This window comes from Streptomyces luteireticuli (assembly GCF_041519305.1).
In the GTDB taxonomy this organism is placed as follows: domain Bacteria; phylum Actinomycetota; class Actinomycetes; order Streptomycetales; family Streptomycetaceae; genus Streptomyces; species Streptomyces luteireticuli.
Genome location: NZ_CP167927.1, coordinates 3,834,054 through 3,857,235, shown reverse-complemented (window position 1 = coordinate 3,857,235; position 23,182 = coordinate 3,834,054). Strand labels below are relative to the sequence as shown.

19 protein-coding genes and 1 tRNA gene are annotated in these 23,182 nt (G+C 73.6%); 12 read left to right on the top strand and 8 right to left on the bottom strand.

Annotated elements, in window-relative coordinates; all coding sequences use genetic code 11:
* The first annotated feature begins 57 nt into the window (after positions 1 to 57).
* Together AB8735_RS16930 and AB8735_RS16925 are read left to right on the top strand one after the other, a co-directional pair.
* Entirely contained in the window at positions 58 to 663 is a 606-nt protein-coding gene (locus AB8735_RS16930; RefSeq protein WP_372408229.1) for a hypothetical protein, read from the top strand.
* Positions 664 to 894: 231 nt separating this feature from the next.
* The gene (locus tag AB8735_RS16925; protein ID WP_372408228.1) at positions 895 to 1,701 is read left to right on the top strand and encodes a Crp/Fnr family transcriptional regulator; all 807 of its coding nucleotides are present in this window, start codon (positions 895 to 897) and stop codon (positions 1,699 to 1,701) included.
* Here AB8735_RS16925 and AB8735_RS16920 read toward each other — a convergent pair.
* Positions 1,622 to 2,170, bottom strand: a complete 549-nt coding sequence (locus tag AB8735_RS16920; protein WP_372408227.1) for a hypothetical protein — start codon at positions 2,168 to 2,170, stop codon at positions 1,622 to 1,624. The two genes, AB8735_RS16925 and AB8735_RS16920, sit on opposite strands and share 80 nt — an antisense overlap.
* A 306-nt stretch (positions 2,171 to 2,476) precedes the next feature.
* On the opposite strand from AB8735_RS16920, the gene AB8735_RS16915 reads away from it, so the two are divergent.
* Genes AB8735_RS16915 through AB8735_RS16900 form a run of 4 tightly spaced genes read left to right on the top strand, consistent with a single transcriptional unit; the run spans position 2,477 to position 8,292 of the window.
* The gene (locus tag AB8735_RS16915; RefSeq protein WP_372408226.1) at positions 2,477 to 3,181 is read left to right on the top strand and encodes a hypothetical protein; all 705 of its coding nucleotides are present in this window, start codon (positions 2,477 to 2,479) and stop codon (positions 3,179 to 3,181) included.
* Positions 3,178 to 5,277 carry a hypothetical protein gene (locus AB8735_RS16910; RefSeq protein ID WP_372408224.1) on the top strand — a complete coding sequence of 700 codons (2,100 nt, stop codon included), beginning with the start codon at positions 3,178 to 3,180 and terminating at the stop codon, positions 5,275 to 5,277. Before AB8735_RS16915 ends, AB8735_RS16910 begins: the two co-directional genes overlap by 4 nt.
* A gap of 8 nt (positions 5,278 to 5,285) precedes the next feature.
* On the top strand, positions 5,286 to 6,959 hold the full coding sequence (locus AB8735_RS16905) for a hypothetical protein (RefSeq protein WP_344023136.1): 1,674 nt from the start codon (positions 5,286 to 5,288) through the stop codon (positions 6,957 to 6,959).
* Positions 6,949 to 8,292, top strand: coding sequence for a DUF4407 domain-containing protein (locus AB8735_RS16900; protein WP_372408223.1), 1,344 nt, complete (start codon positions 6,949 to 6,951; stop codon positions 8,290 to 8,292). Before AB8735_RS16905 ends, AB8735_RS16900 begins: the two co-directional genes overlap by 11 nt.
* A gap of 116 nt (positions 8,293 to 8,408) precedes the next feature.
* Here the strand turns inward: AB8735_RS16900 and AB8735_RS16895 are convergent, their stop codons facing one another.
* Positions 8,409 to 8,942, bottom strand: a complete 534-nt coding sequence (locus AB8735_RS16895; RefSeq protein WP_372408219.1) for a GNAT family N-acetyltransferase — start codon at positions 8,940 to 8,942, stop codon at positions 8,409 to 8,411.
* Between the two features lie 248 nt (positions 8,943 to 9,190).
* On the opposite strand from AB8735_RS16895, the gene AB8735_RS16890 reads away from it, so the two are divergent.
* The gene (locus AB8735_RS16890) at positions 9,191 to 10,039 is read left to right on the top strand and encodes a nuclease-related domain-containing protein (RefSeq protein ID WP_372408217.1); all 849 of its coding nucleotides are present in this window, start codon (positions 9,191 to 9,193) and stop codon (positions 10,037 to 10,039) included.
* 137 nt (positions 10,040 to 10,176) lie between these two features.
* Here AB8735_RS16890 and AB8735_RS16885 read toward each other — a convergent pair.
* Positions 10,177 to 10,249 (bottom strand) — tRNA-Arg (locus AB8735_RS16885).
* A 90-nt stretch (positions 10,250 to 10,339) separates the two neighbouring features.
* Entirely contained in the window at positions 10,340 to 11,605 is a 1,266-nt protein-coding gene (locus AB8735_RS16880) for a hypothetical protein (protein WP_372408214.1), read from the bottom strand.
* A 75-nt stretch (positions 11,606 to 11,680) separates the two neighbouring features.
* On the opposite strand from AB8735_RS16880, the gene AB8735_RS16875 reads away from it, so the two are divergent.
* Positions 11,681 to 12,439 (top strand): glycosyltransferase, encoded by a 759-nt coding sequence (locus AB8735_RS16875; RefSeq protein ID WP_372408211.1) that lies wholly within the window; start codon positions 11,681 to 11,683, stop codon positions 12,437 to 12,439.
* 78 nt (positions 12,440 to 12,517) lie between these two features.
* Entirely contained in the window at positions 12,518 to 14,845 is a 2,328-nt protein-coding gene (locus tag AB8735_RS16870) for an NB-ARC domain-containing protein (RefSeq protein ID WP_372408210.1), read from the top strand.
* Here AB8735_RS16870 and AB8735_RS16865 read toward each other — a convergent pair.
* Both AB8735_RS16865 and AB8735_RS16860 read right to left on the bottom strand, forming a co-directional pair.
* Positions 14,842 to 16,173 (bottom strand): hypothetical protein, encoded by a 1,332-nt coding sequence (locus AB8735_RS16865; protein ID WP_372408209.1) that lies wholly within the window; start codon positions 16,171 to 16,173, stop codon positions 14,842 to 14,844. The genes AB8735_RS16870 and AB8735_RS16865 overlap by 4 nt on opposite strands.
* A 580-nt stretch (positions 16,174 to 16,753) precedes the next feature.
* Positions 16,754 to 18,004, bottom strand: coding sequence for a M6 family metalloprotease domain-containing protein (locus tag AB8735_RS16860; RefSeq protein WP_344023169.1), 1,251 nt, complete (start codon positions 18,002 to 18,004; stop codon positions 16,754 to 16,756).
* A gap of 246 nt (positions 18,005 to 18,250) precedes the next feature.
* Between AB8735_RS16860 and AB8735_RS16855 the strand changes: the two genes are divergently transcribed.
* Both AB8735_RS16855 and AB8735_RS16850 read left to right on the top strand, forming a co-directional pair.
* Positions 18,251 to 18,916: a TetR/AcrR family transcriptional regulator gene (locus tag AB8735_RS16855; RefSeq protein ID WP_344023171.1), complete on the top strand. Its 666-nt coding sequence runs from the start codon at positions 18,251 to 18,253 to the stop codon at positions 18,914 to 18,916.
* Between the two features lie 107 nt (positions 18,917 to 19,023).
* Positions 19,024 to 20,547 (top strand): MFS transporter, encoded by a 1,524-nt coding sequence (locus AB8735_RS16850; RefSeq protein ID WP_344023173.1) that lies wholly within the window; start codon positions 19,024 to 19,026, stop codon positions 20,545 to 20,547.
* Positions 20,548 to 20,873: 326 nt separating this feature from the next.
* On the opposite strand, the gene AB8735_RS16845 is transcribed toward AB8735_RS16850, so the two are convergent.
* A complete protein-coding gene (locus AB8735_RS16845) occupies positions 20,874 to 21,392 on the bottom strand; it encodes a MarR family transcriptional regulator (protein WP_344023175.1) in 519 nt (172 codons plus the stop codon).
* A 160-nt stretch (positions 21,393 to 21,552) separates the two neighbouring features.
* On the opposite strand from AB8735_RS16845, the gene AB8735_RS16840 reads away from it, so the two are divergent.
* Positions 21,553 to 22,311 (top strand): dioxygenase, encoded by a 759-nt coding sequence (locus AB8735_RS16840; protein ID WP_372411862.1) that lies wholly within the window; start codon positions 21,553 to 21,555, stop codon positions 22,309 to 22,311.
* 105 nt (positions 22,312 to 22,416) lie between these two features.
* Here AB8735_RS16840 and AB8735_RS16835 read toward each other — a convergent pair whose 3' ends face one another.
* Positions 22,417 to 22,881: a hypothetical protein gene (locus tag AB8735_RS16835; RefSeq protein WP_344023177.1), complete on the bottom strand. Its 465-nt coding sequence runs from the start codon at positions 22,879 to 22,881 to the stop codon at positions 22,417 to 22,419.
* Positions 22,882 to 23,182: the final 301 nt, after the last annotated feature.

The following is a 23,182-nucleotide window of genomic DNA, read 5'->3' as shown; positions in this document are numbered from 1 at the left end:
CGAAGCGTGGGGGATAACCTCACCGTGTCAGACAGGGACATAACCGAGGGGGAACGCGTGGAACGCGGGGAACAGGTGGATACGCCGCCCGTTCTGGTGGGAGTGGTCGACGTGATGCGCAGGGAGGCGGTGTTCGCGCTGGGGGTCGGCCTGGTGGGGATGACCGCCGGGGCGTTCGCGGCGGCGGAGGGCAGGGGGTCGGGCCGGAGCTGGGCGGTGATGGCCGTCGTCGCGGCGGCCGCCCTCTGGTGGACCGCCCGCCGGAGCCGCGCGTGGTGCGGCGAACGGCTGGACGCGGTCGGGCCGGTGCCGCCCGGTGCGCGTGTGATGGGGCCGGGGGAGACGCTTCGGGAGGAGTTCCGGATGATGGCGCTCTGTTTCGTCGTCCTCGTGGCCGGTGTGGTGGGTCTCGCGTATTTCACGGGTTTGTCGGCGGGCGGCGCCGTGCTGGCGGGCATGGGTTCGGGCCGCCTCGTCCAGGTCCGCAGGCTGGTGCGGCGGGAACGGGAGCTGGGCGTACGGCTGCTGCGCCTGCGGGCGCCTAACGGGCGTGCCAGGGCGGGGGATCCTGTGATGCCGCTGCTCAAGCAGGCAGATTTCTACGGGCTTCCGGTGGGGGGACAAATCAGCCCGTCTGGGGGTTGCCCCCTCCGGGGAGTTTGAGGACAATGCGGCGCAGCCGCGTTGCCCCCGAGCGGGAGCGCAAGAAACGGTGAAAGGGCGGGGCAGGGGCAAAACCCCCGCGCGAAGCGCGCACCCCCCGCCCCCAATCCCGCCGATCACCCGCCCACCCCACCCCTCTCCCACTACCGTGCTGGCCACCGAGGCCCCGGCGCCGCGCCGACGACACCTCGGCAGGTGGACGAAGCAGGCGGATGAAGCAGGGGGACAAAGATGAACGCACCGCCCACCCACTGGCCCGCCCGGAGCCTGCTGGGCATGCTGCCGGAACCGGCCCGGCAGGAACTCCTCGGGCTGGGGACCGAGGTCCGCTTCGACGCCGGCGACGTCCTGCTGAGCGAGGGCGCGCACGACCGCCACGTCCTCCTGCTGCTCTCCGGCTTCGCCAAGGTGACCGCCACGCTGGAGAACGGGCAGGTGTCGCTGCTCGCCGTCCGCGTCGGCGGCGAGACGGTCGGGGAGATGGCGGCCGTCGACGGCGTGGACGGCGTGGACGGGGACGACGGCGTGCCGCGTTCGGCGACCGTGACCGCGTGCGGGCCCATGGCCGCCCGCGTCCTCCAGCCCGCCGCCCTGCGCGAACTGCTGATGCGCCGCCCCGAGGTGGGCATGGCCCTCACCCGGATCGTCTCCGACCGGCTGCGCTGGGCGAACCGCCGCCGGATGGAGTTCCGGGGGTATCCGGTCAAGGTGCGTCTCGCCCGGCTCCTGGTGGAGTTCGCCGCGGCCTACGGGCAGCCCGAGCACGGCGGCGGCGTCGTGATGGGCTGCGGGCTGACCCAGCCGGAGCTGGCCGCGCTCACCGGCGCCGCCGAGACCACCGTCCACAAGGGGCTGCGCGAACTCCGCGAGGAGGGCCTGCTGGAGACCGGCTACCGCTCCACCACCATCCGCGACCTCGCCCGGCTGCGGCGGGTCGCGGAGCTGCCCGGTGGCGGGATCAGCCGAGCAGCGGCCGCAGCGCCAGGCACAGCCCCGCGCTCGCGCCCATCACCGCCGTGCACACCACCGCCCCCGTGACGCAGCGGTACTTGACCACCGCGACGCGGGCCAGGAAGCGCAGCGCCGGGGCGAGTTCGGCCCTTTCCGCTGCGGTCCCGTCCGCGCCGTCCGCCCCGTCCGCGCCGTCCGCCCCGTCCACCCCGGGCAGGCCGCCGCCCGACGCGAAGTGGACGTAGCTGTAGCGGTTGGCGGCGGACGGCCGCCACACCCGCGGCCGCAGCGCCGCCGCCAGGCACCCCACCCCGCCGGACAGCCCGCAGGCGAACAGCACGAGCAGCGCCCCGGCCAGTACCCCCGTCCCGCCGCCCCGCCGCCAGAGCTCGGCGGCGTGCCAGGTCCACGACCCCGCCGTGCCGGTCAGTGCCGCCTGGGCCGCGGCCAGGATCCCGGCCTTGGTGTCGGCGTGCTGGTGGGCGCTCTGCAGTGAAGCCAGCATGTACGGGCCGGACTCGCCCGGCGGTGTCGGCGTCGATGTCATCGGGGTCATCGGGCTTCCCTTCCGTGACGGCGGCCGCTGCCGCGCGCTCAGCCCAGTAACCCCGCAACTCCACGCCCCGACCAGCCACTTGTACGGATTCCCGCATCCCGTACTTCCACGGGGTGTCCCCGCGCCCACCGGCGTACGACTGGTGGTGACCGGCGCCCGGCCCGGGGGGACCGGGCGCCGGTGCGCCCGCGGGTACCGGATCGCGACGCTTCTGTGGGGGAGTTGTAACACCGAGGAACAGACGGGGAGTTGAGCCGTGCGGCATCCTTTCTCTCCCGCAAGAGCGCACATGGAGGTGCTGTGGTGGTGAACGGCTCGTTCGGCCGGAGACTCCTGCTGGCCGTCGACGCGAAGGGGTACGGGCAGGCCGACGTCCTGCGGCAGAGCCGCTTCCAGGAGGCCATACCGCAGCTGCTCGGCGACGCCGCCCGCGCGGCCGGACTGGACCGCGGGCGGTGGCAGGTGCAGCAGGGCGGGGACTCGGAGCTCGCCGTCCTGCCCGAGGGGGCCTCCGAACCCGCCCTCGTCGACGCGTTCATGCGCACCCTGGACGCGGGCCTGCGGGCCTACAACCACGACCGGGTGCCCGAGGGCCGCCTCCGGCTGCGGGCGGCCGTGCACTTCGGCCCGGTGTCGCCCGGCCCCAACGGATTCCTCGGCCCGGCCCCGGTCGTGACCGGCCGCATCCTCGACAGCGCGGTGCTGCGCTCCGCCCTGGCCGCGAACCCGGACGTCTGCCTGGCCGTCGCGGTGTCGTCCACGGTCTTCGACGACGTGGTGCGCGAGGAGGCGTACACGACCTTCCGCGCCGGTGAGTTCACCGAAGTCGTGGTCGAGAACAAGGAGTTCACGGGCCGCGCCTGGATCTGGGTCCCGGGGGGCGACGTACGGGGAGCCGCCGGAGACCGTTCCGGCCCCGGCCCCGGCCCCGCCCCCCGGTCCCCCCAAGTCGTCCAGCACTTCCACGGCACCGTCAACGCCACCGGCGCCGTGTTCGGCGCATCCTCGTGAACGGCCCGGCGGACCGCCCGCAACCGCAGGCCCCGGACGACGACGCCACCGGCCACGGCCACCACCACACCTATGTCAACCAGGTCTTCCACGGCCCGCTCCACGCCCCCCAGGCCCACTTCGGCGTCGGCGCCCCCGCCTCCGCCTCCGCCCCCGCGTCCGGCACCCGGCGGGCCACGGGCCGGCTCGACACCGAGGAGATCGACGCCGTCCTGTACGCCTACGTCGAGCCGCCCCCCTTCGCCGAGGCGGCCGCCGCGCTCGCCGCGGACACCGTGGTCGTCCTGGTCGGCCCCCCGGGCACGGGCAAGCGCTCGGGGGCCGTCGCCCTCCTCAAGAAGGTCGCCGACAGTTCGGTGTACGTCGTCCTCTCCCCGGACATCGACCTGGAGCAGCTGGCCGAGCGCGCCTTCGACCGGGGCGTCGGCTACGTCCTGCTCGACCGTATGAACGAGGACGCGGCGGGCGGCGGGACCGGCGGCGCGAGGACGGCGGACTTCGACTGGCGGCGGGTGCGGGACCGGGTGCGCGGGCAGGGCGCGCACCTGGTGGTCACCACCGTCCACGAGCCGGGCGGCACCCCGCCCGAGGCCGTGCGGCACGTCCCCTGGCGGGCCCCGGACCTGGGGGAGGTGCTGCGGGAGCGGCTGCGCGAGGACGGGTGCGCCGGGCGGGCCGCCGAGGAGGCGGCCGGGCTGATGCCCGGCGGCTGCCTGGTCGCGGAGGTCGCCGCGGCGGCCGGACGGATCGCCCGCGGCGAGGAGCCGCGCGCGGTGTGGCGGGAGTACGGCAGCAGCGCGGCGCAGCCCGTGCGGGACTGGTTCGCGGCGGAGCGCTCGCCGCGGGAGATCGCCGAGGTGGCCACGCTGGCGTTCGCCATGGGGACCGGCCGCCGGGACTTCGAGGCGCTGCAGGCGTCCCTGGAGGGGTGCCTCGCGGGGACGTTGGCGGACGTCACGCCCGCGCCGGCTCCCGCCGAAGGAGAGGCCGAGCCGGTCCCCGCCGCCCCCGGCGACCGCCGCCGCTCCCTCGCCCGCAACGCGCTCGTCGCCACGGAGGAGCGCGCGCACGGCGCCCCGGGCCGTACCGTCTGGGTCTTCGCCGCCCCGCACTACCGCCAGTGGGTGCTGGAGGAGCTGTGGGCCAACCACTCCAGTGCCTTCTGGGACGGGGTGCGGGACTGGCTGACCGCGCTCGTCGCCGGGCGCCCGGACGGCGAACTCCACCGTTCGGTCGCCTCCGGCCTGGCGCTGCTGGCCCGTACGGCCTTCGACGAGGTCGCCGACTGCTATCTGCGCCCCTGGGCGCGGGGCGGGGCGGGCCCGGAGGGCGAGTTCATGGCCGACCATGTGCTGGGGTGGATCTGTCTGGACGAGACGCTCGCCCCGGCCGCGCTGACCCTGGTGCGCGGCTGGGCGCACTCCGGTGACCCCGGGCTGAGGTCCGCCGCGGCGCGGGCCTTCAGTGGACAGCTGGGCGTCCGGTTCCCCACCGACGCGGTGAAACGGCTGTGGCATCTGATCCATCAGGGACAGGGCAGGCCGGCCGTCGTCGGCATGGCCCACCTCTTCGCGCTGCTGGCGGACGGGCAGGAGGACGCCGGAGTGGTCCTCGACGCCCTCGTGCACCGGCTGCGCAAGCAGTGCGCGGCCCCCGTCGCCACCCGGATCAAGGTCATGACCTTCGACACGGTGCTGGCGGTCCTCTCGGTGGACGGGCCCGGCACCGGCCGTCCCGCCGTCGCGGCACTGGTCGAACGGCAGCCCGGGACGACGGCCCGGATCGCCGAGCTGTGGGCGGGAGTGCTGCGCAACAGGCCCGTGCGGCAGGCCGCGTTGGCGGCCCTCCGCGACACCCTGCACGCGCTGCCCGCCGTCGGCCGGGAGCCCGGGGCCACCGCCGGGCGCCTGGGCGGGGCGCTGGCCGCGGCCCTGCCCCCGGAGGAACGGACGCTGCTGGCCACGGCGCTCGGGCGGAACGAGGGCTCCCGGCGCCCGGTCGATCCCGCCGTCCTCACCGGGTTCCTCACGGCCTTACGAGGCGGCGCACCGGCCGGCACCCCCGTACTGAGCACGCCGAGCACGTCGAGCACATAAGGAATGACATGCCCGAGAGCTATCCCATCGTCGAACAGCGCGAGTTCGGCCGGCCGCTCGAACGCGGCAACTGGCTCCGCAAGCACCTGAGCAGGGACGAAAGCGACGTCCCGCGCCTGGCCGCGCACCATGTGCTGGTCTGGCGGCGCGGCGAGGAGTACGTCGAGGACCACGGACTGCTCGGCCCCGCCGACGAGGTCGTCGTCATGGCGAGCTCCGTCACCGTGGTCAACCGGAGGGCCGGCGTGCCCGTCCGCGTCGAGATGCCCGTACCGTCCGCCGACCCGGGCGACTTCACCCTCCGCGTGACCTTCCACTGCACCGTCACCGACGCCCCCGCCGTCGTCCGCGACGGGGTCACCGACATCGAGGCCCTGCTGCTCGGCTACCTCCGCGGCATACCCGGGCTCTCCGAACAGGCCCTGGACTTCCCGGTGATGGCCGTGGACCGGGCGCGCCTGAAGATCGGCGCGTATCTGGAGGCGTACCGGGAGCTGACCCCGCCGCTGGTCTCCGGGCTGAGGGCGGTCCCGGTCACCGTCGAGGTGTTCACCCCCGAGCAGTTCGCCGCCCACCTGCGGGAGGTGGAGGAGGCCCGGCTGGGGCAGCAGAAGGAGCAGCTCCGGCGCGAGGTCGAGAAGGAGCGGGCCGAATCCGAACTCGCCCTCCAGCAGCACATCGAGAGCCTCAAGCGCGAGCGGGACGAGGCGGCCGCGCGCTACGCCCGCGAGCGCGCCGAGGCGGAGGAGGACCGGCGGCGCGAGCGCGAGCGGGCCACGGCGGCCCGCCGCCTCAAGGAGGCCGAGGCCGAGGAGATCCGGCGCCGCGAACGGGAGTTGCTGGAGGAACGCCACCGCCAGCAGTACGAGGACCTGCGTGCCACGTACGAGCAGGCGGCCGGTTCCGAGCGCCAGGACCATGAGCTCGGGCTGAGACGGAAGCACAACGCGTACGTCCGGGAGGAGACCGCCGAGGACCTCCGCAGCTTCGGCCGCGACCCGGTCGCCGCCGACATCCACGCCTTCCAGCGCGGCGAGATCACCGCCGACGAGCTCGCCGGACGGCTGCGCGCCGCCGAGGACACGCGACTCGGCCGCGAGGACCGGCTGACCGAACGCGACTGGGCCCGGCTGGAGCGCAAGGAGGCCCTCGCCCGCGAGGAGCTCCGCCACCGCCTCGACGTCGAACGCGACGACACCCGCTACCGCCTCGACCGCGAGGACCGCGCCCGCGAACTGACCCGCAAGGACGCCCGGGAGGACGCGGCAGCCGGCCGGCAGGAGGCGCTGCGCCGCCGGCAGCAGGAACGGGAGGACACCGCGACCCTCCGGCAGGAGGAGCGCGAGGAGGACGCGCGCCGCTGGGAGGTGGAGCGGGAGGACGCCCGGCGGCTGCGCGACGAGGAGCGCGCGGACGCGCTGGAGCGCCGCAAGGAGCAGCGCGAGTGGCGGGAGCGGATGCTCCAGGCCCGGTACGACCTGACCAAGCGGGTCATCGACCGCGGCCACGGCGACGACGCCCATGTCGACGTGGGAGCCCTGATCAACGACGTCGGCGAGACACAGCAGACGGCGTACGCCCTGCAGGGCGGCGAGGTCCACAGCGTGGAACGCGCGGACAGCACCGCCGTCCCCTCCGACGACGACCTCGGCGACGCGGGGAGGGAGGAACATGTCGGCTGACGCCCCCGCCCGCCCGGCGGTACTGCCCGCCGTGCACCGCCCCGTCCGCCGCGTACGCCCGGGCATGCTCCTGAGCCCCCTCCGCCGCCTGATCGGCGTCGACGAGGAACTCCTGGAGCGGGTGCCGCAGGAACGCGCCCGCTACACCTGGTACGGCGCCATCGTCCTCAACACGGCGCTGCTGGGCGGCGCCTCGATGGCCCTGGCATTCGCCACCGTCCGCGACGAACTCCCGGTGCCTGTCGTGGTCTCGGTCGGGGTCGTCTGGTTCTGGGTGGTTCTCGCCCTGGACGCCTGGCTGGTCTCGGGCACCCATGGCGTCCTGTCCCGGGGCCGCCTGAAGTCCCTGCTGCCCCGCCTGGCCCTCTCGCTGCTCGTCGGCCTCACCATCGCCGAACCGCTGCTCCTCCAGATCTTCGACAAGGAGATCCACCAGCAGACGGCCGCGGGGAACACCCGGGACGCCGACGCGTACCGCGGCATGCTCGTCTCCTGCAACCCGCCGGACGGCGCGGACACCACCACCCGCGCGGGGTGCGGCGGTTACCAGCTGAACGTCCCCGGTTCCCCCGCCTCCGTGCACCGTCAGATCCAGGACACCACCGCCCGCGCCACAGCCCTCCAGGCCCAGCTCCAGTCCCTCCACAAGACCCTGAGTGCCAAGCAGGACGCGGAGCGCCGCGAGTGCGACGACCCGGCGAAGTGGATCTACGGCGCCAACGGCCGCCACGACGTGGGCGACACCTGTCTGCGCGCCCGCGCGGACGCGGACGACTACCGCAGAACCAGCAACATCAGCACCTACGAGTCCGAACTCGCCACCCTCACCGAACAGTCCCGCACCCTCACGGCGAAGGAGGCATCGGCCGGTGCGACCTACCGCCCGGCCCTGGACCGGGCCATCGCCGCCAAGACCCGGGACCATGCCGCGCACCTCGACGACTCCGGCCTCCTCACCCGCGCCAACGCCCTCGGCGAAGTGGCCTGGTCCGACTGGTACGCGGGCTTCGTGGCCGTAGTCCTCCACCTTCTCCTCCTGGCGGTGGACGCCCTCCCCGTCCTGGTGAAACTGATGAGCCCGTCCACCGCCTACGACCGCCTCCTCACCGCCCAACTGGACGCCACCCGCCGCCTCCACACCGCCGACCTCCACCTCCACCACGCCTCCACCGCCGTCCTCCACGAGGCGGACCTCCACGAGGCCACCCGCACCGCCGCCGCCCGCATGTCCCGCCTCGACCACGGCCTCCGCCTGGAACAGGCACAGCGCACGGCGGAGTTCAGGGCGGAACTGGAGATGAGGGCGGCGCGGATCCTGCGCGGGGCGCCTTGAACTAGAGTGGCAGGACGTACTGAAGGGGAAGCCGATGTCAACCTGCCTCGGCCTCAACGAGTTCTGGGGAATCGACTCACCGGCCTGGATGCGCTGACCGGCCGCGCCCTTTCCGCTCAGGCCTCGAACTCGGTGAGGTCGATGCTGTGCACGACCAGCGGGAAGCCGTGCACCGGGTGCACCGTCTCCCGTTCCGGCTCCATGCCGAGCTTGTCGGCGATGTTCGCGGAGGCCGTGTCGCCCAGCCTGCTGATGCTGATGACACGGTCGAGCCCACGGTCCTGGAGGGCGAACTCCAGCGTGGCGTGGGCCGCCTCGGACGCGTACCCCTGCCCCCAGAACTGCGACCCCAGCCGCCAGCTGATCGCCACGGCGGGCAGCACCTCCGGCAGGAACTCCGGCACGGACAGCCCCGTGAACCCGATCAGCTCGCCCGAGCCCAGCAACTCCACGGCGAAGAGCCCGAAGCCCTCCTCGTCCCACTCCTCCTCCCACCGCTCGATGTCCTCGGCGGTGGCGTCCAGGTCGCGCGTCGAGCCGTCGTCGACCCGGCGCATGACCCGGGGGTCCGCGTTGATCTCCGCCATGAAGGCGATGTCGTCGTCGTGCCAGCGCCGGAGGAGGAGGCGGGGGGTGTGGATCTCGGTCATACGGCCATCCTGCGCGAAAGGGGACTCCCGGCGGTAATCGACGGGGAGGGGAACGCGGCCGTTCGGCGCATGCCGCCACAGGTAGAGCGCGAAACCCTTAACAGGCCATGTTGGCCGGGTGCTCTTGTCGGTTTGATGACTTACTGCTGCCATATGCATGGGGAAGGCACATTTGGCGGGCCGGGGGGCGGGCCATGAGCGATCTGACAGTGAAACCGTGGAAGCGGCACGGTATGGACCGGCTCTATGTGAACCTCCCGGACGGGACCGCCGTCGCATGGGCGGACCGGCCGACGAAAGAGGTCACGATCAAGGTCCAGAAGTACCGGAACGAAGCGTTGGCCCTGCTGCGCCAACACCTCGGTGACGAGATCGGGTTCGACTCCGCGCCCTTGCCGTCTGTGGCCCGGCCCGACAGGCGCCCGAGTACGCCGAGCAACCCGCCTCCCCAAGCGCCCCCGACAGGACTCTCCGCCCCTCCTCCCAGCGAGGACCTGGCCAGGAACCGCCCCGGTGCGGGTCTGCTCGGGCTCATCGCCGAGCGAGGCCCTTCCCCGGCCCGGCGATTTTGGGCGAAGGCCCTGCGCCGCCCGTCGGAGTGGGACAGCTGGTACACCGGCCTCGACGGTGAACGACAGGTGGGCCGTGAGCTGGAACGGCTGGCTCCGAAACGATGGCGCGTCCTGCACGGCGTGCCGAAGAACAACGGTGGCGATATCGATCACTTACTGATCGGCCCCGGTGGGGTGTTCAGCATCAATACCAAGACGCATCGGGGCGCCTCGGTCTGGGTCGGCGACGCCATGGCCAAGGTCAATGGAGGGAAGCCGGCCCCGTACGCTGCCGCGAGCAGGGCGGAGGCGGCCTATGTCCAAGGTGTACTGCAGCGGCATTGCGGTTTCGCCGTCCCCGTTGAACCGGTTCTCGTCTTCGTGGGCGTCGCGTCCCTGGAGCGCGCTGCCACGCAGCACACCGTGCGGATCTACCGGGAACGAGAAGTGGCGGCCCTTGGCTCTCTCACCGGCACCCTCACTCCGGAGCAGGTCGGACAGGTCTTCTCCGCCGCCCGGTACCGCCGCATCTGGCTGAAACCCTGAGCCGGCTCACCGCCTGCGCCCCGGTCGCGAGGAGGCATCTCAAGGTGCCCTCGGTACGACACGTGCGCGGCACGGCCGTGATCATGCAGAAGGGCCGGTTCGAGGGGATCAAACCCTTGAACCGGCCCTTCGCCGCGTGCCCCCGGGCAGATTCGAACTGCCGACACCCGCTTTAGGAGAGCGGTGCTCTATCCCCTGAGCTACGGAGGCAAGGACCCGGTCCGTGGACGGGATCCGGGGTCAGCCTACCGGGTTCCGGGGGTGGCGGGGAGATCGGGTGGTCCGGGCCACAGGGGTGGGTCAGGGGCGGGGGCGGGTGATCAGCCAGGTGCCGCCGATCACCAGGAGGGAGAAGAGGGCGAGGCCGGCGCAGAGCTCGGCGATGAGCCAGAGGCGGTCGTGGAGGGAGAGGGTGCCGTTGAGGGTGATCTGGAGGGAGCCGACGGCGAAGGCGATGGCGGCGGTGAAGACGGCGACCAGTTCGACGGCGCGGACGGCGTTGGCGCGGGCGGTTTCCTGGAGGGCCTGGTGGGAACGGGACTGGCGCTCCTCGCGTTCGCGGAGGTCCGCCTCCAGGCGTTCCCAGCGGCGCTGGTGCTCGGCCTCGCGTTCGGCGAGCCGGCGGGCGTGTTCCGCGTCGAGCAGGGCGCGGGACCTGGCCGCCAGGATGTCGTCGCGCTTGCGCAGATACTGGCCCTGGAGCAGCTCGTGGCTGCCGCGGGTGCCGATGGCGGGGAGGAGGCGCAGGGCCTGGTCGATACGGGTCAGGGCCGCGTCGTGGTGGCCGGTCTCGTGCTCCCCGCAGGCCAGGCGGAAGTGGAACATGTGGTCGTGGGGGAAGGCCCGTACGGCTTCCTCGGCGCGGTCGCGGAGCAGGGTGCCCTGGCCTTCGAAGGGGGCCGCCATCTGGATTCCGTTGAGGCAGATGTCGACGACGTGGCGGGTGCGGCGCGGGGTGTTCCACGCCTCGTCCAGCAGTGTGGTCGCGTACTCGGTGGTGATGGCCGCGTCGGCGAAGGCCGCGAACGCGCGCAGGGCGGTGAAGAGGGGGTCCTGCCGGTGCCGCCCGGCGGCGAGGGCGAGGAGGGAGGAGTCGAGGAACTGGTGGAGTTCTCCGGCGGCGAAGTTCGAGCGGAGCTTGCCCGCGTGGTAGAGGGTGGCGAAGTACGCGATGTCGCCGGACGGCGAGTCCCGGGCCACGATCGGCTCGGCCGCCTCGGCCAGTTCGCGGGGCGACTCGACGGTGTCCTTGGTGATGAAGGCGTAGCCCAGGCTCCATTTCTCGCGCACCTCGGTGCGGTGCGCGGCCGTGACGTGCGCGCCGAGCCAGACGGCGCACTCGGCGGCGGTGCGGATGCCGGGCAGGGCCAGGAAGCGCAGCCGCCAGTAGCGGTCGGCGCAGATCAGGTACGGGTCGGTGGCGAAGTCGGCGGAGTCGACGTCGAAGGGCGGTTCGACGGCGTCGCGGACGAGGGCCGCGGCCACCTCCTCGCAGACGCGGTCCAGTTGGCGTGAGTCGGACGCGGAGACCGCGTCCAACCGTGCCGTGACCGACGCGGAATCCATGGTTCCCCCCAGGGTTGTCGCATCCGCCTCTGCCTATCATGTTCACGTCGATCCCGGGGCCATATCATGCGGATCATGCTGGTGAACGTGGTGACGGCCGTCCACGCGCCCCACGCCGCGTTCCTCCCCGCCGCCTGGGAGTCGCTGCGGCGGCAGAGCCATGGCGACTGGGGCTGGCTCGTGCAGATAGACGGTCCGCAGGACGCCGTGCTGCGGGCACTCGCGGAGTGCGGCGCGGCCCGGGACGGCCGGGTGGACGTCGCGGCCAACGGCACCGGCGAGGGCCCGGCCGTCACGCGCAACGTGGCCCTCGGACGAGCGGAGGCCGAGTTCGTCCAGAATGCCGACGCGGACGACGAGTTGGAGCCGGATGCTCTCGCTCTCCTGGCCGGAGCCCTGGGCGAGCGGCCTCGCGCCGGTTTTGCCGTAGGACATGCCAGGGACCTGCTGCCGGGCGGTGGTCTGCGTCGGTACGAACTTCCCGTGCACGCCGGGACGTTGCCGCGCGGTGCTCTTCTCGACGCCTGGTCCACGGGGCAGGAGGGATACCAGCTGCCCGTGCACCCGGCGGGGGTCATGTGGCGGCGCGGTCTGCTGCTGGCGCTCGGCGGATGGTCCGCACTGCACGGCATGGAAGACACCGGTCTGCTGATGGCGGCCTCCGCGACGGCCGAGGGCGTGCTCGTGGACGCGCCCACGCTGCGCTACCGCAAGCACCCCGGGCAACTGTCCGCGCGGCGCGACGATTTCGCCGGGGGGGGCAGCAGATCGCGCTCGTGCGGCAGCGCGCCGCCGTGCTGCGCTCCCTGCCCGGCTGGGCGGAGCCGTCCATGACTGCATGTCGGGCAGGTTGGTGACGTTCGGAGAAGTCCCCCGATAGCGTGGGCGGCCGGTCGAGTTGGGGAGGGGCTTGTGGGGCTCGGGGCGATCGGCTGGGAGGCCGTGCGCACGGCTGTGGAGACGGCGGTGTCGGCCGCGTTGAGCGGGGCGGCCGGAGAGATGGGGCGTAGGGCTGTCGAGGGGCTCGTCGGACTGCTGAGACGGGAGGGGGCCGAGGGCGCGGATGCGCTGCCGGTCACCGCCGATGACCAGGCCCGGGTCGCCGAGGAACTGCGGGCACGCGCCCTGGACCGTCCCGAGTACGCGGACGCCCTGCTCCGATGGATGCGGGAGGTGGAACTGCTGCGCGCGGCGCCGGGGGACGCGCCGGTGCCGCGGATGCTGCCGGCGGACAAGGGCGTGTTCACCGACCGGGACGACGTCCTGGCCGGCCTCGTGGAGCTGCTGGAGGAGCGGCGGACGGGCGGTGCGACCGTCGCCGTGGTCTGCGGGCCGGGCGGGATCGGCAAGTCGGCCACCGCCGTGCACTGCGGGCACCGGCTCGTGGAGCGGTTCCCGGACGGGCAGTTGTACGTACGGCTCGGCGGCGGGGCGACCCCGTCCGACGTGCTGGCCGAGCTGCTGGCCCAGCTCGGGGAGCCCGCCGCCGCGATCCCCTCCGACCTGACGCGGCAGCGCGGCCGCTACCGCGAACTGACCGCCGACCGGCGGCTGCTCGTCCTGCTCGACGACGCGCGGTCCGAGGCGCAGGTCAGGGCGCTGGTCCCGGCGGCTGCCGGGTCCCTGGTCCTGGTGACCAGCCGGCACCGGCTGAGCGGGCTGGCCGGTGACCCGGGGGCGCGGTTCTTCGTGCTGGACCCCCTGGCCGAGGAGGACGCCGTCCTGCTCCTCGAACGGGTGGTGGCGGCGGCCGGCCGGCGGCCCGTGGCACGGGACGCGGCGGGTGCGGTGGCCGTGGCGCGGGGTTGCGCAGGTGTGCCGCTGGCGCTCTGCGGCGCCGGTTCGCTCCTCGGCGCGCGCCGGCACCTCAGCTGGGAGACGGTCGGGAGCCGCTTGTCGGGGAACGACGAGGGGGTGCGACACGACCTGGGGGCGGACGACGGCGTCCGGCGCAGCCATGACCTTTCGTACCGCGAGCTGAGCCCCGAAGCGGCCCGGCTCTACCGGCTGTTGGCCGGCTGGCCCTGGCCCGGCATCGGTCCGGGCGCGGCGGCCCGGGCGGCCGGGACGACCGAGGGCGCGGCGCGGGTGCTGCTGGAGGAGCTCGCCGGGGTGCACCTCCTGGAGGAGGTGGGGGAGGAGCGCTACCGCTTCCACGACCTGGTGCGCGAGCACGCCGAGCGGTGGGCCCGGGAGGTGGAGAGCCCGGCGGACCGGAACCGCGCCGTGCGCCGGGCGGCCGGCTGGTACCTGGAGTTCGCCGTGGCCGCCGACTTCCGGGTGATGCCCGGGCGTTGGCGGCTCGGCCGGGACTACGAGGGGCTTGCGCTGCCGGCGGTCCGCGACCGGCACGACGCGCGGGACGCGCTCGCCGCCCTGCGGCGCGAGCGGGAGGGCGTCTCGGCGGCCGTCCGCGCCGCCGAGTCCGTCGGGGCCGACGAGCTGGTGTGCCGGCTCTGCCAGGCGAGTTGGGCGCTGCACCTGCGGCTGGGCTTCCACGACCAGTGGATCGACGGCCACCGGCTGGGCATCGAGGCGGCCCGCCGCCTGGTGGAGGAGGGGTCGGGCGATCCCCGCTTCCTGGGCCGGATGCTCGTCCAGTCGGCCTTCGGGCACATGGGCCGGGGCGCGTGGGACGAGGCCGGGGCCGCGCTGGACGAGGCGGTGGCGGCGGAGGCGGCGGCCGGGCACCGGAGGGGCCTGGCCACTGCCGCCGAGGCGCGGGGGCTGCTGCGGCTGCGCGAGTGGAGGTGGCGGGAGGCGGAGGAGTGCTTCCGCGCCGCACAGGGGTTCTGGCGGGAGATCGGACCGGACGAGGACGGGGCGGACGACGTGCCGCGCGGCCTGGCGCTGCTGGAGGACCACATCGGGCGCGCCCTGCGCGGCCGGGGCCGCTTCGCCGAGGCCGCGGCCCGGCTGAACGCGGCCCTGGCGATGTTCCGCGCACTGCCCGTACCGGACCTGTACAACGAGGGCCGGGTCTATATGAGCCTGGGCGAGACGCACTTGGGCGCGGGGGACGCGGCGGCGGCCCGGGTCTGTCTCGACGACGCCCTGGAGGTGATGGACCGGGAGGGCGCGGAGCTCCAGCACGCGGACGCGGCCGAACTGCGCGCGCGGTGCGCGGAGGACGCGCAGGAGCGGGCGTCGTTCCTGCGGAGGGCGGAGGAGCTGTACGCGAAGGGCGGGGACGAGGTGGGCGTGGCCCGGGTGCGGGAGCGCCTGGCGGAGTGCGGTTAGCCCGCGAGCCGCTCCACCGCGACCCGGTGCCGTGTCCGGCCCGTCAGCACCACCAGTTCCCCGTCCCCCTCCCCGAGCGCCTTCCCGCCGCCGCCCGTCCACGCGTACACCGCCGACGCGTACGCCGCCGGGTCGCAGAGGTCGGGCCTGCCGTCCGGGCCGGGCGCGGCGGTCAGCCGCAGCAGGTCGCCGGCGCGGGTGCGGACGGTGCACCGGCCGGGGCCGGTGACATACGCGGCGAGTCCGCAGTGGGGGTGGCGGGCGAGCACCTCGGCGGTCCAGGCGGCGGGCGGGCCGAGCCGGGGATCGTCCTCGGGGGCGGTGCGGACGATCACGTCGGCCAGGGTGAGCAGCCCGCTGTCACGGGTGTCCTCGGGTATGGCGGTGTGCGCGGCCTCGGCCCAGGGGTCCTCGGGTTCGTACGGGGTGTCCGCGTAGCGGGCGACCGTGACCTCGGGAGGGGCGGCGGGGTGCAGCCGGGTCAGGACCCGTATCGGTGCGGTGCGTTCGGCGGGTTCGTAGGCCGGGAGGGGGAGCGGGTCCAACAGGGCGGGGGTGTGCGGGGGTTCGGGCAGGTCCATGAGCCGGTAGAAGGTGCTGCGCAGCAGTTCCGCCGACCGGCCCGGCGCGGAGGTCGTCTGGGCGGCCAGTTCCGCGTACTGGTGCGGGTCGTGGGTGTCGACGGCCCGGTCGATCTGGGCGCGCAGGCCGTCGCCCGGGCGCAACCGGGGTGCCATGCGGCCGAGTTCGGCCACGGGGGAGCGGGGGTCGAGGTCGGCGGCGGGGAACGCGCCGAGGAGGACCGGTCTGCCGGCCGCCGCCGCGTAGTACGCGACGCTGCCGTGGTCGCCCAGGACGCAGTCCGCCGCGACGAGGGCCTGCCGCCAGCCGCCCAGCGGGTCGACGAGGGCGAGCCCCGCCCGGCGGGCCCGGGCCAGCCAGGCGCGGACCTGCCCGGAGCCGTGTCCGTGCCAGATGTTGGGGTGGAGGACGGCGGCCACGCGGTACTCGTCCGCGGGGAGTTCGGCGGTCAGTCGGGGGAGCAGCCAGGGCAGGACATCGTCGTCGTCCCCGAACAATGAGCCGGTCGACCAGGTCGAGTCGAGCAGGACGAGCCGTTGGCCCGGGCCGACGCCGAGGGCGCGGCGGAAACGGCCGCGGTGCGGGAGCGCGTCGAGGATGCGGTCGTAGCAGGGGTCGCCCGCGAGGACGGCGGTCGGGGCGGCCTGGGGGCAGCCCGCGCGGAGCCGTTCCAGCTGCTCGGGGTGGGAGAGGACGGTCGCGGCGGCGAGGGGGCGGCCGTCGTGGAGGAGCCACTCGGGGGACATCCCGAAGACGGGAGCCGGGGCGGGCATGGGCGCGGACGCGGTCGTCCGGTGTCCGGTGTCCGGTGTCCGGTGTCCGGTGTCCGGTGTCCGGTGTCCGGTGTTGCGAGCCTTTTATTGTAGCCAATCCCGTGCGAGAGGACGGCCAACTTCCCTGTGAACGACTCCAGTTCGCCGCCGTAGCTGGCGGAGACCGCCAGGTCGACCGGCAGCCGCCGTGCCTGTTCCCACGGCACCACCGGCAGCCCGGTCGCCGCCAGCAGTTCCGGCACGCCCGCCTGGAACGGGGACGAGCCGGTGCAGGTCACCAGGGACTGGACGCGCAGATCCTCGGTGATCAGCGGCAGGACGTCCAGCAGACGGGTGGCCGAGGTGACGTTGTGCACGACGAACAGCGCGTACCGGTCGGCCCGTCGCGTCACCCACCGTCCGGCGTCCTCGCCGACCGGGACCCGCAGCCGCGTCCGTATGCCGCCCTGTACGTCGCCCTGGATGCCGCCCGTCACGTCCGTACCTCCCCGCCCTCACCTCCGAACGTTACTGGTCCGGAGGCGGGGAGGTGACGGGAGTTGATCCGCGGTCGTCAGCGGCGGCCCCGCGTCACCTTGATCCGCCAGCCCCCCTGCGCGTCCCGCCCGAGCACGTCGACGGTGACGCCCTCGACGGCGGCGCGCCGGCCGACGGTGAACGGGGCGTCGCTCAGGCCCGCCGTGACGTTGGGGTCGGAGGTGTAGCAGCCGCGTCCCTGCGGGGTGGAGTCCACGGCGCGGATCGGGCCGGAGCCGGAGGGGCGGTCGGTGGCGACCGTGGTGATCAGGACGCCGGGGCGGCAGACGGTGTGGTCGAGGGGGCCGGGGGCGCGGGCCTCCAGGGTCACCGCGCGGCGCCGCGAGAGCGGGACGACGACCAGCTTGGTGCCGCCGTGCACCGAGGTCGGGCTGAGGGTGAAGGTACGGCTGCCGGCGACGGTGACGCACTGCACCTGCCGGGGTGCCAGCCAGCCGAGCTTCCACTTGTGCCAGGCGAGGAAGTCGTTGGAGGGCCCCCAGTCCTCGTCCATGGGGTCCCAGTGGCCGACGGGGGAGACGGAGCGGTCGCCGCGGCCGGTGGCGTAGAGGTCGGGGAGGCCGAAGCTGTGGCCGTTCTCGTGGACGAGGACGCGGTAGGGGCTGTCGCCGGTCTGCCGGCTCCAGATGAAGGAGACGTTCTTCAGAGCGGCGCCGTGCCGTGTCCGCAGACCCGTGGGGGCGCCCGCGAAGGTCACCGAGCGGACGTCCTCGGTGGCCGGCGGCCCGGCGTCCGGGCTGGCCAGGACGTTGACCAGGTCGTAGCGGCGCAGGTCCACGGAGCCGTCGACGGCGGCGAGGATCTCCCGGGCGAGCGCGTGGTAGCCCGTGTCGCTGCGGGTGTCGAAGGGCGTGCCGCGCCGGATGCCGTACGCGGAGTACGGGCGCGACATGCGGATCCAGCGCAGCAGCGGCGTGGAGCGGTAGTCGAGCCGCCCGTACGAGCTCGTCCGGTAGAAGTCCGCGACGGCCGGGAAGAACTCGGCGTACCGCTGCCGGGGGCTGATCCGGCCGGGGGCGTCGGGGAAGTCGATGAGGAGGGTGACGGCGCGGACCGTCCCGCTGGAGCGGGCGTAGCCGCCGGGGGTGCGGGCGCTCTCCGAGACGGTGCGGCCCGCGGAGCGCAGGGCGCAGGGTCCGGTGGGGCGCCGTCCGGTGGGGTCGGGCAGTGCCGGGAGCGCCGTCGGCGCGTGGGCGCCCGCCATGGACACCGGTGCCGTGAGGGCGAACAAGGCGGCCGCCACCACGGGGATGGCCAGGGTTCTCATGCCGGTCACCTCCTGCTGGCCTCCTGCTGGCTGACTAACACCCTGGGTCGTCGCACGCCCGTACGCCTTCGGGGGTACGGCAATCGGGTGACGGCCCGCTGCGGAGCGTGATCCTGTGGCGAGACCGCGTGCCGCGTGACGCATGCCACAGAAGGAGCGGGAAATATCCGGGGACCTTCTCCCCGTTTGACCTCACGTCCCCGCGTAAACGGGGAACCATTCCCCGCTTATGAAGGAGTACGGTCCGTGACAGCCACCCAGCCGCGCCTGCGCGCCGACGCCCAGCGCAACCGGGAGCGGATCATCGCGGCCGCCCGGGAGGTGCTCGTCGAGGACGGGGGCGACTTCTCCTTCGACAAAATCGCTCGACGTGTCGGCGTCGGCAATGCCACGCTGTACCGGCACTTCGCGGACCGTCGCGAGCTGATCCACCACGTCACCCTCTCGGTCATGGGCCGCATCGCGGAACAGGCCGAGGCTGCACGAGCCGAGGAGCCCGATGCTTTCCGCGCGCTGAGGCGTTTCGTCCACGCGGCCGCCGCCGAACGGGTGGGCGCGCTGTGCCCGTTGCTGGAGGGCTATGTGGACCACGATCATCCGGACCTCGTCGCCGCGCGTGAGCGGCTGGAGGCCGGGGTGCAGGGTCTGATGGACGCGGCCCACGCGTCCGGCCAGCTGCGCCCGGACATCGCCCTGGGCGACCTGATGGTGGCGATCACCCAGTTGACCAGACCGCTGCCCGGCAAGGGCTGCCCGGAGTTCGACCGGTTCGTCCAGCGGCACCTTCAGCTCTTCCTGGACGGCCTGATGAACCCGCCCCGCTCGGAACTGCCCGGCAACGCGGTGACCTTCGACGACCTCCGCCGCAACCGGCGGCAGGCGTCGGCCGGTTGTCACACCCCCCTGTCATAGTTCGTCATACCTCCGACGACGCCCGTACTTCCGCTTCCCCCGCTTCTCGTACTCCCCCACCAGCTCCGCCTGTTCCGGCTTTTTCGCACCATGAGGTAGGCCCCTCCATGCCAGAAACCACCCCCCTCCCCGATCCCCGGCGCTGGAAAGCGCTGGTCTTCATCGCGCTGGCCCAGCTGATGGTCGTCCTCGACGCGACCATCGTGAACATCGCCCTGCCCTCCGCCCAGGCCGACCTCGGCATATCGGACGGCAACCGGCAGTGGGTCATCACCGCCTACGCCCTCGCCTTCGGCGGTCTGCTGCTCTTCGGCGGCCGCATCGCCGACCTGTGGGGCCGCAAGCGGGCGTTCATCACCGGCCTGATCGGCTTCGCCGTCGCCTCCGCGTTCGGCGGCATCGCGGTCAACACGGTCATGCTGCTGTCCGCCCGCGCCCTCCAGGGCGTCTTCGGCGCGCTGCTCGCGCCCGCCGCGCTGTCGCTGCTCGCCGTGACGTTCTCCGAGGCCAAGGAGCGCGCCAAGGCGTTCGGCATCTTCGGTGCCATCGCCGGTGGCGGCGGCGCCGTCGGTCTGCTGCTCGGCGGCGTGTTCACCGAGTACCTCAACTGGCGCTGGACGTTCTTCGTGAACATCCCGATCGCCGTGATCGCCGTCGTCGGCGCCACCGCGGTGGTCCGCGAGCCCGCGGGCGGCCGCAACCCGGCGAAGCTCGACGTCCCCGGCGTGATCCTGGCCACCCTGGGCCTGGTCTCGCTGGTCTACGGCTTCACCCGCGCCGAGTCCGACGGCTGGACCGCCGGGCTGACGCTGGGCCTGTTCGTCGCGGCCGCGGTGCTGCTGGTGGCCTTCGTGGTCGTCGAGAGCAAGGTGGCCTCGCCGCTGCTGCCGCTGCGCGTCGTCGCCGACCGCAACCGCGGCGGCGTCTACGCGGCGCTGGGCCTCGCCTCGATCGGCATGTTCGGCCTGTTCCTCTTCCTCGTGTTCTACCTGCAGGGGGTCAAGCACTACAGCCCGGTCTCCAACGGCCTGGCGTTCCTGCCGATGATGGCCGCGATGATCACGGGCTCCACCCAGATCGGCGCCCGGCTGATGATGCGGGTCCCGGCCCGCTGGCTGATGTTCCCGGGCTTCCTGCTGGCCGCGGTCGGCCAGCTGCTGCTGACCCGGATCGACGTGGACACCCCGTACACGACGGGCATCCTGCCCGGCCTGCTGCTGATGGGCCTGGGCATGGGCACGGCCTTCATGCCGGCCATGAGCCTGGCCACCCACGGGGTGCAGGCCCGGGACGCCGGTGTCGCCTCGGCGATGGTCAACACCTCGCAGCAGGTCGGCGGCGCGATCGGCACCGCCCTGCTCAACACCATCGCCGCCAGCGCCGTCACCGACTACCTGAAGTCCCACGCGTCGGAGGCGACGTCGCCGCAGGCCGCGAAGCTGGTCGGGCTGAACGCGACCGTGCACAGCTTCCAGACGGGCATCGCCTGGGCCGTCGGCATCCTGACCCTGGCCTCCCTCGTCTCGCTGGTCTTCGTCAATGCCGGCCGCCCGGGCGGGGGCGCGGGCGCGGGTGCGCAGGGGGCGAAGGCGGAGGGCGCGGAGGACGCGATTCCGGTCATGGCCCACTGAGGGTGTTCGGGGCCTCCGGTCCTCCGGTCCACCAGGCCCGGAGGACCGGGGGCCCGGCCGGTAGGGCCTGAGCCGGCGGTTCTTCACTGCGGGACGGCTGCGCCCGTCGGGGGCGCGGGGAACTGCGCGACCAGCCACCGCCGGCCCGCGGTCGACGTACTGCCCCCGGAGGCCGGGACCTCGTCTGCGGGCGCGTCGTGGCTGGCCGCGCAGTTCCCCGCGCCCCTGACGGGCCGTCGTCGTGCCGCTGCATGACGAAGATCCCCCGGACACGGCCCGGCAGGGCCTCGCGCATCCCCGGGGAAGCCCGCGGCAGGCGACGCCGCTCAGCGCAGCCAGGGCAGATCGGCACCGGCCGGCTGGAGGCCGGCCGCGATCGTCCCGCAGATCTCGCCCAGCTCCGTGACCTGCTCGGGGGTGAGCCGGTCGAAGATCGCCGCCCGGACGGCCGCGACATGGCCGGGGGCCGACCGCGCCAGCATCTCGAAGCCCTCGTCCGTCAGGACGGCCAGCTGGCCCCGCTTGTCGGAGGGGCAGTCCTCGCGGCGCACCCAGCCGTTCTTCTCCAGCCGTGCGACGGCGTGCGAGAGCCGGGAACGGGTGATCTTGGTCTGCTGGGCGAGTTCGGTCATCCGCATCCGCCGCCGGGGCGCCTCGGAGAGCTGGACCAGCAGCGCGTAGTAGATGTGCGGCATCCCCGCGTCGCGCTGGAGCTGGCGGTCGAGGTGGTCCTCCAGCAGCGTGGTGGCGTGGAGGTAGGCCTGCCACGCGGCCTGCTCGTCGGCGCTGAGCCAGCGGGGCTCCGCCGGGTCGGGCGCCGGGTCCGGTGCGGATTGGTTCGTCATGACATCCACTGTTCCACTCACTGATCGCCTGCCGCTCAGTTCTTGAAGTCTAAATAAAACCGGTCTAAAGTCGAAGCGTCGAAGAGCTTGAAAGTTCAAGCATTATCGAGGCCGACCGGAGCCGACCGTGCAGTCCACCACCGAGACCCCCGCCGGGCGCATGCCCGCCCTCTACCTCTCCCACGGCGCCCCGCCGCTCGCGGACGACGCCCTGTGGCCCGGCCAGCTCGCCGCCTGGTCCGCCGAACTGCCCCGGCCCGGCGCCGTCCTGATCGTCTCGGCGCACTGGGAGGAGGCCCCGCTCGCCCTGGGCGCCACGGAGACCGTGCCGCTCACCTACGACTTCTGGGGCTTCCCCGAGCACTACTACCGCGTCCGCTACCCGGCCCCGGGGGCGCCGGGCCTTGCCGAGCGGGTGCGCAAGGCGCTGCGCGGCCCGGGCACGCCCGTCCACGACGTCCCCGGCCGGGGGCTCGACCACGGCGCGTACGTCCCGCTGGTCGAGATGTACCCCGGCGCCGACGTCCCGGTGCTCCAGATCTCGATGCCCACGCTCGACCCCGGACGGCTGATGGAGATCGGCCGTCGCCTCGCGCCGCTGCGCGACGAGGGCGTCCTGATCGTCGGCAGCGGGTTCTTCACCCACAACCTGGCCGCGCTGCGGCACGGGGGCGGGACGCCGGGCTGGTCCGCGGAGTTCGACCACTGGGGGCGCGAGGCGCTCGAAGCCCAGGACGTCGACGCGCTGCTGGACTTCGCCCGTAAATCCCCCGCCGCCGCTCTCGCGCATCCGCGCACCGAGCACTTCGCCCCCCTCTTCGTCACGTTGGGTGCTGCCGAGGACGAACTCGGCAGCCAGCGCAGCGTCATTGACGGCTTCTGGATGGGACTGGCCAAGCGGTCGGTGCAGTTCGGCTGATCACCGTGCCACGTTAGGCCGGTTCGTGGTGCGGCCGGAACGGTCTGCGGTCGTACGTCCCCCGTCCGTCGATCCCCGTCCACCGGCCCCCGTTCGTCGGCAGGGTCAGTGATGCTCGTGCCGCTCGTTCCAGTGGAAGACGTCGTAGGACAGCAGTCCCACCAGGACGCCGCAGGCCAGCCCGATGCCCAGCGAGCGCAGCCAGGTCCCGCCGGAGACGCTGTGCAGGAAGCCGATGGTGACGCCGGCGAGCACGCCGTAGGAGAGCGCCCGGGCCTCGGGGATCATCGCGTTGCGCTCGCGCACCAGGACGTAGCCGATGCCGGTGGCGATCACGGCGACGGCCAGGCCGAGCAGCCAGCCGCCGGCCTGGGAGAAGCCGTTGTCGTGGGAGAGGAAGACGGTGTAGAGGAAGAGGACCGCTCCCACGCAGGCCGGCACCGCCCAGGCGGCGCGGCTGCGGTCCGGTACGGGACCGGCCTCCGTCCGCCGGGCCGGCAGGTGCGCGCCGCGGGGAACGGGTCCGGGGGCGTCGTGGACGTGGTGCGGCAGGATCGAGTGCGCCGGCATGGCGGGGCTCCTCTCGTTCGCCACCCCCCGGGTCGTTCGCCCCCCGTGGATACCAGCGCACACCCGCGCCCGTACCCCGGCAAATCGATCAGCGCGGCCGGAGCCGGAACCGGGAGGACATGCGCGTGTCGCGCAACCGGACACCGGGGAACGGCGTCTATCAGACAGGAACCCGGCCGCTCGAAGGTGACGGCCGTCTCGTCGGACGTGGCGGTCACCCGCCCCGCGCGGGCTGCGCACCGCGCCGCGCATCCCGCCTGACCAGGGCGTCCGCCGGTCTCCACCGCCCTGTGACCCCGCT